General features: G+C 69.6%; 17 protein-coding genes. 10 read left to right on the forward strand and 7 right to left on the reverse strand.

The genetic code is table 11. The features are described from left to right. Positions 1-37: 37 nt before the first annotated feature. Together AOZ06_RS25810 and AOZ06_RS25815 are read left to right on the forward strand one after the other, a co-directional pair. Positions 38-283 carry an ArsR/SmtB family transcription factor gene (locus AOZ06_RS25810; protein WP_054291763.1) on the forward strand — a complete coding sequence of 82 codons (246 nt, stop codon included), beginning with the start codon at positions 38-40 and terminating at the stop codon, positions 281-283. A 227-nt stretch (positions 284-510) separates the two neighbouring features. Further along, positions 511-828, forward strand: a complete 318-nt coding sequence (locus AOZ06_RS25815) for a hypothetical protein (RefSeq protein ID WP_169798981.1) — start codon at positions 511-513, stop codon at positions 826-828. A 116-nt stretch (positions 829-944) separates the two neighbouring features. Here the strand turns inward: AOZ06_RS25815 and AOZ06_RS25820 are convergent, their stop codons facing one another. From AOZ06_RS25820 to AOZ06_RS25830, 3 genes are read right to left on the reverse strand one after another with little or no spacing between them, the layout of a single operon-like run. Then, the gene (locus AOZ06_RS25820; RefSeq protein ID WP_236952408.1) at positions 945-1,748 is read right to left on the reverse strand and encodes a class I SAM-dependent methyltransferase; all 804 of its coding nucleotides are present in this window, start codon (positions 1,746-1,748) and stop codon (positions 945-947) included. Beyond that, a complete protein-coding gene (locus tag AOZ06_RS25825) occupies positions 1,745-2,575 on the reverse strand; it encodes an LLM class flavin-dependent oxidoreductase (protein ID WP_054291765.1) in 831 nt (276 codons plus the stop codon). The genes AOZ06_RS25820 and AOZ06_RS25825 overlap by 4 nt, the downstream gene beginning before the upstream one ends. After that, positions 2,572-3,423 (reverse strand): alpha/beta fold hydrolase, encoded by an 852-nt coding sequence (locus tag AOZ06_RS25830; RefSeq protein WP_054291766.1) that lies wholly within the window; start codon positions 3,421-3,423, stop codon positions 2,572-2,574. The genes AOZ06_RS25825 and AOZ06_RS25830 overlap by 4 nt, the downstream gene beginning before the upstream one ends. Before the next feature lie 83 nt (positions 3,424-3,506). Here AOZ06_RS25830 and AOZ06_RS25835 point away from each other — a divergent pair, with 83 nt between their 5' ends. The 5 genes from AOZ06_RS25835 (at position 3,507) to AOZ06_RS25855 (ending at position 7,992) form a co-directional block, all read left to right on the forward strand. Then, positions 3,507-4,415 (forward strand): LysR family transcriptional regulator, encoded by a 909-nt coding sequence (locus AOZ06_RS25835; protein WP_054296919.1) that lies wholly within the window; start codon positions 3,507-3,509, stop codon positions 4,413-4,415. 48 nt (positions 4,416-4,463) lie between these two features. Continuing rightward, a complete protein-coding gene (locus AOZ06_RS25840) occupies positions 4,464-5,057 on the forward strand; it encodes a TetR/AcrR family transcriptional regulator (protein ID WP_054296920.1) in 594 nt (197 codons plus the stop codon). A gap of 63 nt (positions 5,058-5,120) precedes the next feature. Further along, entirely contained in the window at positions 5,121-6,347 is a 1,227-nt protein-coding gene (locus tag AOZ06_RS25845; protein ID WP_054291767.1) for an aromatic ring-hydroxylating oxygenase subunit alpha, read from the forward strand. Next, positions 6,344-7,123 (forward strand): alpha/beta fold hydrolase, encoded by a 780-nt coding sequence (locus AOZ06_RS25850; RefSeq protein WP_054291768.1) that lies wholly within the window; start codon positions 6,344-6,346, stop codon positions 7,121-7,123. The genes AOZ06_RS25845 and AOZ06_RS25850 overlap by 4 nt, the downstream gene beginning before the upstream one ends. Further along, positions 7,120-7,992, forward strand: a complete 873-nt coding sequence (locus tag AOZ06_RS25855; protein WP_054291769.1) for a dimethylarginine dimethylaminohydrolase family protein — start codon at positions 7,120-7,122, stop codon at positions 7,990-7,992. The genes AOZ06_RS25850 and AOZ06_RS25855 overlap by 4 nt, the downstream gene beginning before the upstream one ends. A gap of 38 nt (positions 7,993-8,030) precedes the next feature. Here AOZ06_RS25855 and AOZ06_RS25860 read toward each other — a convergent pair whose 3' ends face one another. Next, positions 8,031-8,627, reverse strand: coding sequence for a TetR/AcrR family transcriptional regulator (locus AOZ06_RS25860; RefSeq protein ID WP_054291770.1), 597 nt, complete (start codon positions 8,625-8,627; stop codon positions 8,031-8,033). A 141-nt stretch (positions 8,628-8,768) separates the two neighbouring features. On the opposite strand from AOZ06_RS25860, the gene AOZ06_RS59015 reads away from it, so the two are divergent. Genes AOZ06_RS59015 through AOZ06_RS25875 form a run of 3 tightly spaced genes read left to right on the forward strand, consistent with a single transcriptional unit; the run spans position 8,769 to position 10,477 of the window. Then, positions 8,769-9,299, forward strand: coding sequence for a ferredoxin (locus AOZ06_RS59015; protein WP_083471930.1), 531 nt, complete (start codon positions 8,769-8,771; stop codon positions 9,297-9,299). Between the two features lie 38 nt (positions 9,300-9,337). Continuing rightward, positions 9,338-9,658, forward strand: a complete 321-nt coding sequence (locus tag AOZ06_RS25870) for a hypothetical protein (protein ID WP_054291771.1) — start codon at positions 9,338-9,340, stop codon at positions 9,656-9,658. 57 nt (positions 9,659-9,715) lie between these two features. Next, positions 9,716-10,477 (forward strand): hypothetical protein, encoded by a 762-nt coding sequence (locus AOZ06_RS25875; protein ID WP_054291772.1) that lies wholly within the window; start codon positions 9,716-9,718, stop codon positions 10,475-10,477. Between the two features lie 402 nt (positions 10,478-10,879). Here AOZ06_RS25875 and AOZ06_RS25880 read toward each other — a convergent pair whose 3' ends face one another. Genes AOZ06_RS25880 through AOZ06_RS25890 form a run of 3 tightly spaced genes read right to left on the reverse strand, consistent with a single transcriptional unit; the run spans position 10,880 to position 16,425 of the window. Then, a complete protein-coding gene (locus AOZ06_RS25880) occupies positions 10,880-12,100 on the reverse strand; it encodes a cytochrome P450 (RefSeq protein ID WP_083471931.1) in 1,221 nt (406 codons plus the stop codon). Continuing rightward, positions 12,093-15,086, reverse strand: coding sequence for a non-ribosomal peptide synthetase (locus AOZ06_RS25885; RefSeq protein ID WP_054291774.1), 2,994 nt, complete (start codon positions 15,084-15,086; stop codon positions 12,093-12,095). The genes AOZ06_RS25880 and AOZ06_RS25885 overlap by 8 nt, the downstream gene beginning before the upstream one ends. 58 nt (positions 15,087-15,144) lie before the next feature. Continuing rightward, on the reverse strand, positions 15,145-16,425 hold the full coding sequence (locus AOZ06_RS25890) for an MFS transporter (RefSeq protein ID WP_054291775.1): 1,281 nt from the start codon (positions 16,423-16,425) through the stop codon (positions 15,145-15,147). Between the last annotated feature and the right edge of the window lie 108 nt (positions 16,426-16,533).

The raw sequence follows: 16,533 nt of genomic DNA on the forward strand, positions 1-16,533 counted from the left end.
CTGTGTTCCGTGCCCTGGCCAACCCCACCGCCGTCAGATGCCGGTGTGGCTCAAGGACCCGATGAGCTTCCCCGGCCAGGAGCCCGGCGACGTCGAGATCGGTGTCTGCGTGACCGACATCCAGCAGCGCGTGGGTCTGGGGCAGTCAACCACCTCGCAGTACCTCGCGATGCTGCGGCAAGCAGGCCTGGTCGTCGCCGCCCGGCGGGGCAAGTGGACATACTACCGCCGCGACGAGGCGAACATCGCCCGCCTCATGGAGACCCTGCGCGACGTGTTCTAGTCCCCGCGTCTGTCCATTTTGTCACCAGGCCGGCCACCGCACCCGGAGAACTCGGCTCGCCCACCGAACCTGCTCGCCGGGCGTCGTGACACCGAGCGACCGAACGACGTGATCCGATAACCCCAATGGACAGTGAACGCACCAATCGTGGCAGGGGTGACGGGTATCCGAACGAAGAAGCGGACTCACCGGAGTCCGCCGCTCACACAGAAACGGAGATCCAGATCATGCGCAAGTTCCTGTCCACCGGTGTCCTGGCCGCTGCCGCCACGATGGCTCTGCTGCCCGTGTTCACCGCGCAGGCCAGCCCCGCCGACACCGGCCACGACTCCGATGCCAAGTGGACGTACGTCGACGATTACGACGACCTCCGTGACTGCGTCGAGGCGGGCCTGTCCGGTCAGTTCGGCGGCGACTGGAGTCACTTCACGTGCGATCTCCACAGCCACGACGGGGAATGGCACCTCTACGTCGACGACCACCACCACGACGGCGACAACGACGACGACGGTGACGACGAGGACAACGACAACAACGGCGGCTGACCGACTGCTTGGCACGCGCTGATCACGTGCCCAGCGTGTGAACTCCACACGACCAGTGGTCGTTCGCGTGCCGACTGGAACCTCGCCCGTGCGAGCCACGCGCGGGCGGGGTCTCCCTATGCGACGCGGGCCGTGACAATCCAGGCGCGCGAGTCGAAATACACGCCGTCGCCCGTGTTGTGGGCGGCGAGGGTGCCGCGCAGCCGTGTGCGTGCTTGTTCGGACGCCGCCGCGTCGAGGGTGGCAAGGGTTTCCTTGACTTCCCACAGGCGGAACACGGCATCGAACGCGGTCGTGGTGTCCGGGCCGTAGTAGACGGGCTCGTGCACGTCGGTGAACTCGGCGTCCGTGAAACCGGCGGCCGTCAGGATGCCTGCTGTGGTAGCGGGATCGGCGAGTGAGAACGGGTCCGGGCCGTGCGCGGGCGGCGCTGTCCCGGTGGTGATGGCCTGACGGATCGCGGTGGCCCATTCGTTGTGGTCACGGTGTTGCCAAACCAGCAGCACCAGGCGCGCGGCGGGGCGCAGAGCCCGTCGGATGTTGGTGAACGCGGCGCCCGGGTCGCTGAAGAACATCGTGCCGAACCTGCTGACACAAACGTCGAAATGCCGCGATGGGAAGCGGTGGACCTGGGCATCTGCCTGCTCGTAGGTGATGTTGCGCAATTCCTGTCCGTCGGTGAGCCGACGGGCTCGTTCGAGCATGCGTGCCGAGGTGTCCACGCCGACCACACTTCCGGTGACGGCGGCGCGAGCAGCCTCGCGCGTGGTCTGGCCCGTACCGCAACCGATGTCGAGCACATTCTCCCCCGGGCCGACACGGGCGGCGGCCCGGAAGATCTCGTTGAGCAGCCGCAATTCCGCGTCGTAGTCGAACAAGTCGGCTGGCTGCGGGTGGCTGCTGTGCTGTTCGGACGTCACAATGGTCCTTCCGAGGTCTTCGGGCCGTCACGGAGTACGCCTCGCACTTCGTCCAGCGTCACGGTTTCCGGCGAGAACTCCGTGAGCCACCACGTCGCTCCCGCGTTGGCGTACGGCGTCGGATCGGCGCTGGGCGGGAGGGCGACGGCGATGTCGTACGGACTCGCCTTCTGCTGGCGGAGATCGGCAATCGCGGCGGCTGTCTCGGCGACCTGGTCGGGGTGTTCGAGATTCACCGGAAAGAAACCGTCGTACTGGGCGGCGCGGCGCATCGGTTTGGCGTTGCCGGGAAATCCCGCCACCCACACCGGCACCCCGGGCCGCTGAACCGGCCGGGGCAGGAACGCGAGGCCGTCGACGGTGTAGTGCTCGCCGTGGTGGTGCACCGGCATACCGGACCACGCGGCGGCCAGGATCTCCAGCGATTCGTCGAGCATCTGCCCGCGCCGCCGGTCGTCGAGTTCCTCGCCGGTCGCGCGCCACTCGCCAGCGAAGCGGTCGCTGCCGAGCCCTGCGCCGAGGGTGAGACGACCGCCGCCGAGCCGGTCCAGAGTGGCGGTTTCCTTCGCGACTATGGACGGCCTGCGGCGGGCAAGCGGTGTGATCATGGGACCCAGCCGGAGGTTGTCGGTGACAGCCGCGACCGCGGCCAGCGTGATCCACGGGTCGGCCACGTGGCTGACCGGTGCCCGCCAGCGCAGGTGATCCCATACGAACACACCGTGCCACCCGGCTTCCTCCGCCTCCGCGGCCAGCCGTGCGACCACCGCCGGTTCGGCCAGTTCGCCGAAGATCGGCAGCCAGAGCGCCGAACGCAACCGTGTCATGGGCGATCGCCCTCGGTGTGCCGCAGCAGGGCTGGGACGAACACGTTCCACAGTGGCCTCGGCAGGTCGTGCCCCGCGCCGTGCAGGACGAGCAGTTTCGCGCCGGGGACCGCCTCGCGCAGCGCCTGCCCGTGGGGGAGCGGGAACGCCGGGTCGTGGTCCCCGTGCACGACCAGGGTCGGCGCCGTGATGCCGCCGAATCCGCCGGACGGCCCGTCGAAGTCCATCGCGTAGTGGTTGACCAGAGTGGACGCGATGTTCCGGGCACGGGCCACGTCCTGCTCGACCAGCGCACGCGTGGCGGTCTCGTCGAAGTAGGGCGAGCCGCCGGAGTACGCCTTCGCCGACGCGACAACGAAGTTCACCACCGCGGCGGCATTCGCGGGGTCCGGGTCGGCTGGTGCGCTGCCGGCGAGTTCGTCCGACGACGATGGCAGGCCCTCCTCGCCGGTGGACGTCGAGACGAACGTCAGCGACGCCACTCGATCGGGGTGGTCCACGCCGAAGATGAGCCCGATTCCGCCGGCCATCGACCGGCACACGACGTGCGCGCGTTGGATCTCCAGGGCGTCCAGGACGCCGAGCGCGTCCTTGGCCAGGTCGGTGTACGCGTAGCCCGGCTGTCCCGGCGGGTAGCTGGTGGATCTGCCGGTGTCGCGGTTGTCGTAGCGGATCACGAACCGGCCGCCGCTCGCGATCTGCTCGCACAGCTCGGTTTCCCACCACAGCATCGACGCGGCCGCGCCGTCGACGAGCAGGACAGCCGGGTCCCGCGGGTCGCCGAAAGTCTCGACGCACAGCTCGGCGCCGTTGGCTTCGATGAATGTCTCACCGTTGGAAAGGTCCATGAGGGCAACGCTAGACAGGCCAGTCCATCGCGAAAAGCGATGATTTACGATCAAGTCGATCGCCTTTGGCTATGATCGCGGCCATGTCCGACGTGGAACTGCGGCACCTGACCGCGATGACCGCCGTCGCCGACGAGGGCTCGTTCGGGCGGGCAGCCGCTCGGCTCGGGTACACGCAGTCGACGGTCAGCCAGCAGATCGCCGCACTGGAGAAAGCCGTCGGCGGTGCCGTGTTCGACCGGCCCGGCGGGCCGAGACCGGTGCGGATCACCCCGCTCGGCGTGGTCGTGCTGGCGCACGGGCGCGACCTGCTCGCAAGAGCGCAGGCGATGGCGGCGGCCGTCGACCGGTTCAAGGCCGGTGACGGCCGGATCGACATCGGCACCTTCCAGAGCGTGTCCAACGTGATCCTGCCGCTGGTCGTGCGCAGGCTCCGGGACGAGCATCCCGGCTGTGACATCAGGCTGTCCGAGGAGGAGGCCGACCCGCCCGAGGCCGGTGAACTGGACCTGCTGTTCTTCGACGGCCGCGTCGACGGCGACTTCGAGCACCTCAAGCTGCTCGACGACCCGTACTTCCTGGTGGCGCGCCGCGGCACCTTCCCCGACGGCCCGGTGGGCACGGCCGAACTCGACGGCGTGCCGATGGTCGCGCAGCCGCCGATCTGCGACCAGGCCCGGCTGGAACAGGAACTCGCGCGCCGGGGCGTGCGGCCGAGGATCGTGTTTCGCACGGCGGGCAACGAAACCGTGCTGTCGATGGTGCGGGCGGGCATGGGGTCGGCGGTGCTGCCGCAACTCGCCGTCCACAGTGCCGACGTCGGTGCCGATGAGTCGCTGTGTGCCCACGAGTTGCGGCCTGCGCTCCCGCCGCGCGAGATCTTCCTGCTGTGGCAGGCGGGTCGGACCCGTTCACCGCTCGCGGTACGGGCGACCGAGATCGCGGTGGAGGTCACGGCCGAGATCGCCGAACGCGCGCCCTTGCCGAAATAAAAATACAGCGGTACGTTTATAGGACGGACGACGACGGAGGTGTACGGCATGCCAAGGGTCGCCGACCATGCCCAGCGCCGCCGTCAGGTCGTGGAGGCGGCCATCGAGGTCCTTGCCGGCAAGGGGATGGACGGGTTCAAGGTCGCCGAGGTGGCCAGCGCGGCCGGTGTGTCGGTCGGGCTGGTGCAGCGCTACTTCCGCAGCAAGGACGACATGCTGCTGACGACCTGCGAGTTCGTGGCCGCCCGGCTGGCCGAGCGGGTCGCGCGGGCGACCGAGGAGGGGGTGTCGGTCAGGGACAAGCTGCGGCGCTCCCTCGCCGAGTTCCTTCCGCTGGACGAGGAGCGGGCCGCCGAGGTGCGCGTGTACCTGGCGTTCTACGGGCGTGCGGCGGACAGCCGCGCGGTGCGGTCGGTGCAGGCTGTCTCGGGCAGGACGCTTAGGTCGGAGCTGCGGGGGGCGCTGGCGGACGCCCAGGAAGCCGGTGAGCTGGCTGCCGGGCTCGACCTCGCGGCGGAGGCGGCCATGCTCTGGGCGCTGCTGGACGGCCTCGTGCTGCAGTCCTTCGTCGATCCGGCCGGGCTGCCCGCCGGGCGAGCGCTGGAGCTGCTCGACGCGCACCTCGATCGGCTTTTCGGCTGAACCGCTCGGCTTTTTTCGGATGCTTAACTGGACAGTTGTTCAACATAAATCTTGGGAGGTCCGGTGGCCGACACCGTGACACCGGCGGGAACCGGCGCGACAGGTCACCTGCTGCCACCGCGGGTCTTCTACGACCCTGAGCTGTACGAACGCGAACAGGACGAACTGTTCGGCAGCGTCTGGACCTTCGCCGGGCTGACCACCGACCTGGCCAAGCCCGGCAGCTACCGGTCCGTGCAGGCCGGGCGCCACCCCTTGGTCGTGCTGCGTGACCACGACGGGAACCTGCGAGCGCACCACAACGTCTGCAGGCATCGCGGCACAGCGGTGCTGCCGGGGGATTCCGGCCGGGTCGGCAAGGTCATCCGCTGTCCGTACCACCACTGGACGTACGGCCTGGACGGCTGCCTGCTGGGGGTGTCGCAACGCAACGAGGTCGACCCGAAGCTGGACCGGTCGAAACTGGGCCTGCACCCGGCCTCGGTGGCCGTGTGGCGTGGTGTGGTGTTCGTCCACCCAGATCCGGACCCGCAACCGCTGACCGACTGGCTGGGGGAGCTGCCGGGGCTGATCGCGCCGGTCGACCCGGGGGACCTGGTCCAGCTCGGGGTCCAGGAGTACGACGTCAAGGCGAACTGGAAGGTGTTCATCGAGAACTCGCTGGACAACTACCACCTCGGCTACGTCCACGCGGAGAACCTCAAGTCCTACGACCACAAACGGCAGGAAGGGCACGACTGCGGACGGCACTGGGCCTTCCACGAGCCGCCGCTCGAGCCGGGCAAGATGCCCCCCGAGGAGTTCGGCCTGCGCCCGATCCTCGACGAACCGCGGTGGTTCGGCTCCGGTTACGGCTACGTCTTCCCGCGTCTGTTCATCCTGTCCGGCGCCACCTACTGGACGACCGCGGAGGTGAACCCGGTCGGTCCGGAAAGGACGAAGCTGGTGTTCCGGGTCATGGTCGCGCCGGGACAGGGCCTCGGGGCGCTCGGCAACGCGGCCCACGGCGCGATCAACCGGTTGCTCGGCAGGGTCAGGACGACCGCGCAGAGCGTCCGCTCGTCGCTGCGTGCCGGTGAGCTCGACGGTGACGCGTTGAAGGCGGCCTTCCGCAACGGCCGCAAGTACGACCTCCTCGAAGAGGACATGTTCTGCTGCGAGGCGGTCCAACGCGGTGTGCGGTCACCGCGGTTCGAGGTCGGGCCGCTGGCCTACCGGTACGAGAAAGCCATCCCCGCCTTCCACCGCAACTACCTCGACTACATCTCCCTTGGGGAGAAAGACGTATGAGCCAGCGCGCGGTCGAGGTCGAAGGCGGGGTCATCGCCGTGGAGGAACGCCACGGCGGGGATTCGGTGCCGGTGTTGTTCCTGCACGGGGTGAACAGCGCTGGAAGCGTCTGGTCCGATGTGCTCACCGTGCTTGAGCCACACCGTCCAGTGGCTGCGGTCGACCTCCGCGGCCACGCCGGTTCCACACGGGAGGGACCGTTCGGCAGGTCGCGGCAGGTCACGGACCTGACGGCTGTCCTTGACGCGCTGGGCTGGTCCTCGGCGCACCTGGTCGGTTCGACGTTCTGCGGCGGCCTCGCGCTGGCACTGGCCGCCGAAGCCGGGCAACGGGCGCGGTCGGTGACTGTGCTCGGCACCGAACTGGAACCGGCACCGGCCTTGCTCGATCAGGTGCTGCCGACGGTGCGCAGGCTCGGCCCGGAGAAGTTCTTCACCACCACGGGTCCGGAGTGGACATTCGGACCCGCGCCGGACCCGCGGTGGGTCGCCGAAGCCGACCGGATCGCTGCCGACAACACGACCGATGTGCACACCGAGCTGATGCGCGTGGCCTTCACGGAGGATTTCCGGTACACGCCGGACAAACTGCGATGCCCGGTGCTGGGCGCGCGGGGAACGCATGACCGCACGTGCCCGGCGGAGGCGGCGGCGGGAACGGCCGCGGCTTTCGGCACCGAGGTGCGTCAGATCGCAGGCGCGGGCCACCTGCCCATGGTCGAACGGCCCGAGGACGTTGTGGAACTCGTCGAGCGGTTCATCGGAGGCGTGTCGTGATCGAGGTGAACGTACCCAGTGACGTGGCGACCTTGCGGGAAGTCGTCGTCGGCATCGCGAAACCCCTGACCGACGAGGACTTGGAACGGGCTTTCCCGCCGAGCGCGGCCGGTGACCGGCTGTTCGAGCACAACCGGATCGAGCTGCCCGACGCCGCGGTCGCCGCCGGGCAACTCGACGCGTTCGTGGACCTGCTGCGGCAGAACGGGGTCACCGTGCACAGGGTGGAGGACCTGCCGCACGTTGCGTTGCAGACCTACCCGAGGGATCTCGCCGTCGTCATCGACGACGTGCTGGTGCGCACCAGGTCGAGGGAGCCGATCCGCAACGCCGAGCGGGCCGGGCTGGACCACGTCTTCGAGCGCGTGTCCACAGTGGCCGACCTGCCGTCCGGCACCGTCGAGGGCGGTGACGTGATCGTCACCGGGACCGACGTGCTCGTCGGCCTCGGCGAGGAAACCGACCCGGACGGCGTGGCGCAGCTGCGGAAGGTGCTGGCGGCCCACGACATCGGCCGCGCGGTGGTCCCGATCGCGTTCGCCCACGGCGGTGTGATGCACCTCGACACCAAATTCACCATGGCATCCCCGGCAGTGGGACTCGTCGTGCCGTCCGCGTTCACGCCGGAGAGCCTGCGGTTGCTGGCCGAGCGGTTCGAGCTGATCGAGGTCACCGACGAGGAAGCCGCGGACGTCCAGGTCAACACCGTGGCGCTGGCGCCGGACCGGCTGGTGGTCAGCGCGACGGCCGGACGCGTCGCCGACGAACTGGCCAAGCGCGACATCGTGCCCGTCCCGCTGGACTTCGCCGAAGTCACCCGGCTGCCGGGTTCGTTCCGCTGCGCCACGATGCCGCTGATCCGTGGGTGAGCGCCATGTCGGCGGCGCCCCGGAAGGCCGGTGAGAGCTCAGCTCCGCGGGACGCGATACCGGTCCAGCGTCAGGTCCAGCGTGTCGAGCAGCCTGCGCGGCGGGTAGTCGCGCGGGCTGAGCACCGCGTGCAGCGTCAGCCCGTCCACCACCGCGACGAGGGCGTCCGCGATGTTCTCCGCGGGCACGTCGGGCGTGATTTCGCCCAGCGTGGCGGCGATCCGGACCAGCAGGCGCACGTGGTCGCGCCACTCGCTGAAGCTGGCGTAGCGGCTGGCGCGCCGGGTCTCGTCGGAGACGACATCGCCCCAGCTGCTGACCAGCACCTCGGTCTCCAGCCGGGCGTCGCCCAGCGGCAGCGCGGCGACCAGGCACTCCCTGACCGCATCGATCCCCGTCCTGCCGGCGACGCGTTCGGCCAGCTGGCTCCTGGCCAGCTCGTAGGCCCGCTGCAGCGCGGCCTCGACGATCGCGTCCTTGTCGTCGAAGTAGTACGCGAGCTGACCGTGCGAGACGCCTGCTTCCCTGGCGATCTCCCGCGTGGTCGTGCCCGGCAGGCCGAGCCTGCGGATCGTCCGCCACGTCGCGGCGATCAGCTCGGCACGCCGGGTGTCGTGGTCGACGACCTTCGGCATGCTGTCGACGCCCTTCCCTGCGGTGGTGTGCCTTCACGCTACGGCATCCGCCGATGACCGCCTTCGGGTTCAGCGGCGTGGCGAGCCGGGCCCGGCGCCCGGTTCCACACCGGGCTGCTGTGCGCGACGTTCGGGATCTGGGTGGCGCTGCTCGCGGTCCACCAGTTCGTGCTGCCGCTGCAGGCGGAAACGTTCGGTGGCGGTGCGAAGACCACCGTGCTCGGGGTGATCTCGATCGTCGGCCTCGCCTGCGCCGTCATGGTCACCCCGCTGTTCGGCATGGCCTCGGACCGCACCCGGTCGCGGTTCGGCCGCAGGCGGATCAGGCTCGTCGCCGCGACGCTGGCCGCTGCCAGCCTGCTGCGCAACTTCCCCGGCGAGATCGAACGGCACCTGTCTGCCCACTGTGGACGATGCAGGCAGTGGCCGGTGAAGGACGGCACCCGGTTCCGGGTGCTCGCACCAGAGGAGAAGCAAGAGATGGAACTGGACGTCGACGGCACCAAGTGCGGTGGTTACGCGGTGTGCTCCGAACTGGCCCCCGAAGTGTTCGACCTCGACGACTTCGGCTTCGCCGTGGCGAAGAGCGGCGAAGTGGCACCAGGAGCCGAGGGCAACGCGCTCGAGGCGTTGCGGCAGTGCCCCGCGCAGGCGATCCGCAGGCTCGGCTGAGCGGTGGCAGTGCTTGAATTCGGCTACGATCAGGGAGTATGGGGACAAGCAGGCGGTTCAGCCGGGAGTGGCACCGGGAACGAGCCGAACTCGCACGCGCGGAAGCCGACGCGACCGCGGAGACGCTGTACCGCCTCAGAGTCGTCGTGCACGGCCGGGACCGCCACCACAATTGGCGAGTGCGCGCCGAGGACACTGTCCCGCCCTACCGCGGTTTCCGTGCCGGGCGAAGCCGGGTCCGGCCCGACGAGACCGGGTACGACGAGCCTGCCCGGCATGCCGGGGCGGACGAGTTCTGGGTCGTCGACCTCCCGGTCGCCCCGGAAGTCATCGGCGACGTGCTCGATCGGGACCGTTGATCCCGAAGCGCCATTCCGAGTGGATAACGGCGTTCCGGTCGGCGATACTCGTCCGTCGTGACGAACGCGCGGATGACCAGGCTGCTCGACCCGGCCGACCAGCTGGCGTGGCTGCCCGACGGGCCTGACGACGCCGGATGGGCCACCGGCTTCGACCGGCACGGGTGGGAGGACTCCACCTGGGTGCTCCACGCGATCTGGGAGCAAGTCGGCGGCGAACAGCTGACGCACGACGAGCGACGCCGGCAGCGGATCGAAGCCGGCGAGGTCGAGCCGACCGTCACCGGCGGGGTGAACCTCGACGAAATGTCCGTGGACACCGGCGTGACGCTGGGATACCGCCGTGACCCGGGCTCGGGCTGGTCACGGCTGCGGTGGGCGGACCTGGCCGGCCGAATGGGATTCGCGGTGGGCCAGGACCGGGTGGTGCCGCCGAGCAACGCGTGGTTCCCGATCTCCAGCTGGCAGGTCGCCGTCCAGCCACCGACCGAGGGGTCGCTCGACGAAACCAGCCTCCGCGCGGTGCTCGAGGTGCTGGCCGTGCAGTCCGACCCGGAGTGTTACGCGTTCTACGCCGCCGTGCCCACCGGCGACTTCGACACGCCGACGTTGATGCACGGACCGCTCGACGCCGTGCCGGAGCTTGTCACGGAGATGGCGATGACCCCGTCGAACCTGTGGCCCGCCGACCGTTCCTGGCTCGTTTACACCGACTGGGACCTGTGGGCGACCAGAGTCAGCGGCCCACCGGCGCTGATCAGGGCGATCGAGGCACACCCCGATCTGGAAACCGTGCGGTGGAGCCCCGGTTCCGCGTAGCGGCGCCGGGCAGGTCCAGGTAACCGGATCGGGATTTCAGGTCCGGATCTCACTAACGCGCTGCGTGCTCGCGTGACCTGGACCGTTCCGGTGAACGCCGCTGCCGGAACACTGGATGAGGAAACGCTTGACGACCACACGGGACACCATCGCGAAACTCGGTGTGTTCACGCGGATCGGGATCTTGACGGACCACCACCGGCTCCGGCTGCGGGAGATCGAGGATCGGGCAGCCAACGTGCGGCTGGGCGAAACTCCTCGAGAGCCACCTCGTGCCCGAGGAGCGGGTGCTGGCACCGTGCGGTGTGTCCAAAGACAGCAGTGGTGTTCTGGCGTGCACGAACCGCCGGCTGGACGTCGTCTGAGCCCCCACGACCGGTACGGCGTCGTGGGGGCGCGCGGTCAGCCCGCGTGCAGTTCGACCGGAAGCCGGGCGTAAGCGGCGACGAGGTTGGTGGGTTTGCGGACCGGTGTGCCCAGCAAGGTGATCCGTTCGACCCTGCTCAGCAGCGCCTCGAACACGAGTTTGATCTCCAGCCGGGCCAGTGACGCGCCGAGGCAGAAGTGTTTCCCCGCCGTGAAAGCCAGGTGGGGATTGGGGTCCCGGTCGATCCGGAACGCGTCCGGCTCGGTGAAGACCTCCTCGTCGCGGTTGGCCGAAGCCACCCACGCGCAAACCAGGTCGCCCTCGTGCAGCGGTGTGCCCGCGAGGGTTTGCGGGCGGGTCACCGTGCGCATGAGGTGTTGTACGGGTGAGGTGTAGCGAAGGATTTCCTCGACCGCCGAGTCGAGCAGTTCCGGGTGTCGGCGCAGCAGCTGCCACTGCTGGGGGTCGCGGCTGAACGCCACCAGGCCGCCTGTGGTGGCGTTCTTGGTTGTCTCGTTGCCCGCGATGGCCAGGTTGAGGCAGTTCAGCAGCACTTCCTCACGCGTCAGGCGGTCACCGTCGATCTCCGCCTCCACCAGCCGCCGCATCATCCCGTCCTCGGCCAGTTCGGCGTGGTCCACCAGGCTCGCCAGGTGGACCATCAGCTGCCCGTTGGCTGTGGCTGTCGAATTCCGGCGGACCGCGAGGTCGCCCACTCTCGCGTCGTCCGCGCTCAGCGATCCGCAGACGGCACGGCTTGCCCTGTCAGCCAGTTTGTCCCAATGCTTCTCCGGCAGACCGAGCAGCAGGCCGGTCGCCGCGGACGGCACACGCTCGCTGACCGCGTCCACGAAGTCGACCTCGCCCACCCGCACGGCGTCGGCGACCCAGCTGTCCACCCGCCAGCGCAGGAGGGCGTCCATGTTCTGCGCCACCGAACGGTTCAGGCCGCCGCTGACCAGTTTCCGCAGCCGCCGGTGGCGGGGCGGGTCGGTCAGCTCGATCATCTTTCCGGCCGCCGGGTCACGGACACCGAGCGCGGTGTCCAGTGTCATGCCGCCCTCGGAGCTGTAGCTCGTGGAGTCGCGGACCACCGTGTCGACGTCACGGTATCGGACCACCGAGTAGAAGCCGGGTGCTTCTCGGCGTTCCTGGAACGGCAGTCCGTCGCGGCGGCGCAACCGCGCCCACGTCCGGTACGGTGGATCGGGGATGAACGTCCTCGGGTCGGTCAGGTCCACCTGGACATCAAGCATGGTCGGCCCTTTCCGGCGCGGCGGTCGGCCGCACGATGAAACCCGAGTCGTGGAAGTACCGCACGTACCCGTCGAGCAACTCCTGGTCCACCGGCGGGCAGACCGGCCCGCCTGCCGCGTCCAGCCCGCTCCGGTCCAGCTGCGGCGTGATCCGCGCGCACGCCAGTTCCTGCAGCGTGATCTCCGGGGTGACTCGCTTGGTGTACAGCTGGGTCAACGGCGTGAACGGATGTCCAGGATGATCGGCGAGGTAGGCGAGCATCTGCTCGATCCAGGCCGGGTAGTCGATCGTGCGGATCCGGTGCCCGTGCGCGCGCAGCCGGTCCACCAGGTCGCTGAGCAGCGCCTCGCGGGGGTTGACCAGGTGGTACGTCTGACCCACCGCGGGCTGGGTCAGTCCGAGCTGGACGATGGCGGCCGCCACGTAGTCGACCGGGACGAGGTTCAGCGCGAGGTCGAGGTCCGGCGCCAGCTCCATCTCCGTGATGATCCGGAACAGTTCGCACAGCGCCGCCCCGCTGTTCCACGCGAATCCCGTGGTGTCGCCGGAGATCTCGTACGGCCGGTGGATCACCGTCGGCAGGCCCGCGCCGGCCGCGCCGCGCACGACCTCCTCGGCGACCCACTTGCTTTCCGGGTACCCCATGCCGAGCAGTTCGACGTTGTCCAGCGGAGTGTCCTCGGTGGCCCGGCGCAGGCCGGCCGCGCCCATGCCGTGCACCACGGCCAAAGTGGACACGTGGTGCACCGGGATCGCCCGGTGTGCCGCGAGCCGCAGGATCTCCTGCGTGCCGAACACGTTGGCCACCCGCAGCTTCTCGTACGGGTACAGGAAGTTGACCTCCGCGCCGCAGTGGTGGATGACGTCCGCGTGCGCCGCCTGCGGCTCCCAGTCCGCGTCCGTGAGACCAAGCCGGGGTTGGGCGAGGTCGCCCAGCACGGGAAGAACCCGCTCCACCGGCAACGGCCGGTCAATCCCGTAGCGGCGCTGCGCTTCAGCCAGGCGGCTGTACGCGTGCGTGACGTCCCGTGCGCGGACGAGAGCGTGGATCTGGGCGCCGGTCTGGTCGAGCAGTTCGCGAAGCAGGTACGCGCCAAGGAAACCAGTGGCACCGGTCAGGAACACGTGCCGTGGGGTGCGCCAGCCCGGCTCGGGCCCGGCGTGCGTGACCTGGGGGACGTCCCAGACGATGTCGGGCCGCCAGCGGTCGGTCGCGACGACGTCTGCGACCGCACCGGTGCGCCGGACGTTCTCCACGGTCGACGTGAACGCCCGGATGGTCGGTTCGTTCAACAGGCTGGTGATCAGCAGGTAGTTGTGCTCGTCGTCGAGCCCCAGCTCCTCCTGGACCTGGGCGACGAGTTGCACTGCCAGCAGCGAGTTGCCGCCGCCCGCGAAGAAGTCGGCGTCCGGTTCGGCGTGGCCGGAGGGCAGCACCGACGCCCAGATCCCGGCCACCGTCCCGGCCACCGTCCCAGTGGGACCACGTGCCGCAGCCGGTGCCGCCGCAAGTGCGCCGTGGTCCAGTTTTCCGCTCGCTGTCAGCGGTAGCCGGTCAAGCACTGTCACAGTGGCCGGAACCATGTGGTCGGGCAGCCGGGCGCGCAGGAACTCCAGCAAGTCCTGGGTGTCGGGCGCTGTAGTCGCCACGTATGCCGCCAGCACGCGCGTGCCGCCGTCGCCGCGAACCACCACCGCGGCGTCCGCGACGCTCGGATGGGAGGTCAGGACGGCACGGATCTCGCCCGGCTCGATGCGGAAGCCACGGATCTTCACCTGATCGTCACGGCGTCCGACGAACTCCAGCCTGCCATCGGCCCGCCGCCGCACGACGTCACCCGTGCGGTACACCGGCACGAGCTCACCGGACGGGCCGACCGGGAGACGGACGAAACGGTCGGCGCTCTCCTCGGCGGCGTTGAGGTAGCCGGTCGCGATCCCGCCACCCGCGACACACAGTTCGCCCTCGTCGGCCAGGGTGCCGTCGGGCCGGACCACGTAACAGGTCGTGTCGGCGATCGGCACGCCGATCGCGTCCGGCGACTCAACGGTCACCACGTGCGCGGTCGCGACGCACGCGGCCTCGGTCGGGCCGTAGGCGTTGACCAGATGGGCCGGGCGGCCGTGTTCGAGTACCCGACGCGCCGCCTCGGGCTGCAACGCCTCACCGCCGGTGATCGCGTACCGCAGCCCGGCGAACAGCTCCGGCCGTTGCGCGGCCATGTGGTGGAAGATGCTGGTGGTCAGGAACAGGACGCTGATCCGTTCCCGGCGCAGCACCTCGTGCAGGGCAGGCGCGGACAGCAGCACGTCGGAGGCGACCGGCACCAGGCAGGCGCCGTTGAGCAGTGCCGGCCACATCTCGAGCACCGAGGCGTCGAACGACAGGGAACTGGCGTGCAGCACGCGATCGGCCGGCTCGATGTCGAGGAAGCCGTTGCCGATCGAGAGCCTCGCCACGCCGCGCTGCGGGATCGCGACGGCCTTCGGGCGCCCGGACGTGCCAGACGTGAACATCACGTACGCGGGAGTCGTGCCGGTGGGCGGTGGCAGCGCCGGGCCGTGCCCGCCTGCGTCGAGGATGTCCGCGAACTCCAACATCCGCCCGTCCACTGCTTTCGCGCCGGGCAGCCGGATCACTGCCACCGCACCGCTGTCGGCAACCATGCTGTGCAACCGTTCGGCGGGCAACGAGGGATCCAGTGGTACGTATCCGAGCTCCGCGGACACCGCGCCCAGGATCGCGACACACGCGTCCCGGCCGCGATCACCTGCCACGCCGACCATCGCACCCGCGGGCAGCCCGAGCCGCCGCAGCCCCCGGGCGAACCGCTCGACGAGCGCCCCCAGTTCGGCGTAGGTGACCCCGTCCGCCCCGGCGATCGCGGGCCGGTCCGGGCGGCGCCGGAACTGCGCCATGAACAATTCCCCCAGCGACCGGCCGGATAACTCGCCGACCGGGTCGCTTGTCTCGTCCGTCCTCATCGGACCCTCTCTGTTGGTGCCGTGCCGGAACCGCCACCGCGGCGATTCCCCGAGCTGGTCAGTGCGGCGACTCGTGCAGCGACTCCGGCCGGGGCAGAGTGCGCATGGTCGGGGTCAGCGTGGCCAGGGCGACCGGGAGCGCGACGGCGCCGACGAACGAGAACACCGCGAACGAGCCGCCCCAGTCGAAGATGGCGCCGATCGTGAAGATGCCGATCGGTTGCACGGCCATGGACAGGAAGAACACCGCGCCCAGCACCCGTCCGTGCACCTTGTCCGGCGCCAGCGCGGCGACGTAGGCCAGGAACAGGGCACTGACGATCGGGCCGCGGAAGAACACGAACCCGACGACAGCGCCCATGACCACGACGTTCGGCACGAGGGTGAGCAGAATGGCGGCGACCGGCCCCACCCAGGCGGAGAAGATCATGATCGTGGCGGGTCTGAGTCGTTTGAGCACCACGGACGCGAAGAACGAACCCAGCAGTCCGCCCGCACCCGCGAACGCGACGGACACACCGATCAGCGCCGACTCGGTTCCCTTCTCCGTCGCGGTGGCCGCCAGCGCGATGAACACGCCGGTGTGGTTGAACACGAGGTTCGAGCCCATGATCCACAGCAGCATCCAGAACAGGATCGGCTCGCGCCGGATCAGCCGGAATCCGTCGATCGCGTGCCGTTTGCCCTCGTCGGCCAGCGTCGCCGCGGCCTGCATCGGTTTCCTGACGAACAGCAGCAGAACCGTGGAGATCAAGAACGACAGCGCGGCGCCGAGATAGGGGAAGGCGCGGGAGAAGCCGAACAACGCGCCCGCCGCTGGTGGACCGACCAGCGTGGCCCCGAAGAACCGGATCTGGTTCTGCGAGATCGCCGTCGGCACCTGCTCGGGCGGCACCAACGCCTTGATGGCGGCGAGGCCGGCGGGCTGCGAGATGCTCAGGAACACGGCCGAGGTCATCGCGATGGCGAGGATCACGACCAGGTTCACCTGGTCACCGAAGATCAGCACGGCGAACACGCCGAGCAGCGCGACCCGGATCAGGTTGCACGCGACGAGCAGCTTCTTGCGGTCGAACCGGTCGGCGAGCCGCCCGGCCCACAGGGACACCAGGCTCGCGACGACCAGCTGGACCGACGAGACCATCCCGGCGAACAACGCGGACCCGGTCGTGGCCAGGATCAGCAGCGGGTATGCGAACTCCGCCGTTTCCTTGGCCACGGCCGCGAAGGCCTCGCTGGTCCACAGTGCCTGGAAGTTCGTGTTGCGGCGCAACGGGACCGGTGGCGCGGCAGCGCTGCCCGGCGGTGCCACGGCGGTGTCCACTCGTTCAGCGGCCATCTGTTCCCTCCTTTGTGAACAGTCGCGGGTCCGGCAGCTCGTCTGGACAGCCCGGTACGCGAGCCGGCCGTGCGGTGATTCGTCGCCCGCGGCGGCGGCGCGAATCGG

Origin of the sequence: Kibdelosporangium phytohabitans (assembly GCF_001302585.1) — a bacterium.
GTDB lineage: Bacteria > Actinomycetota > Actinomycetes > Mycobacteriales > Pseudonocardiaceae > Kibdelosporangium > Kibdelosporangium phytohabitans.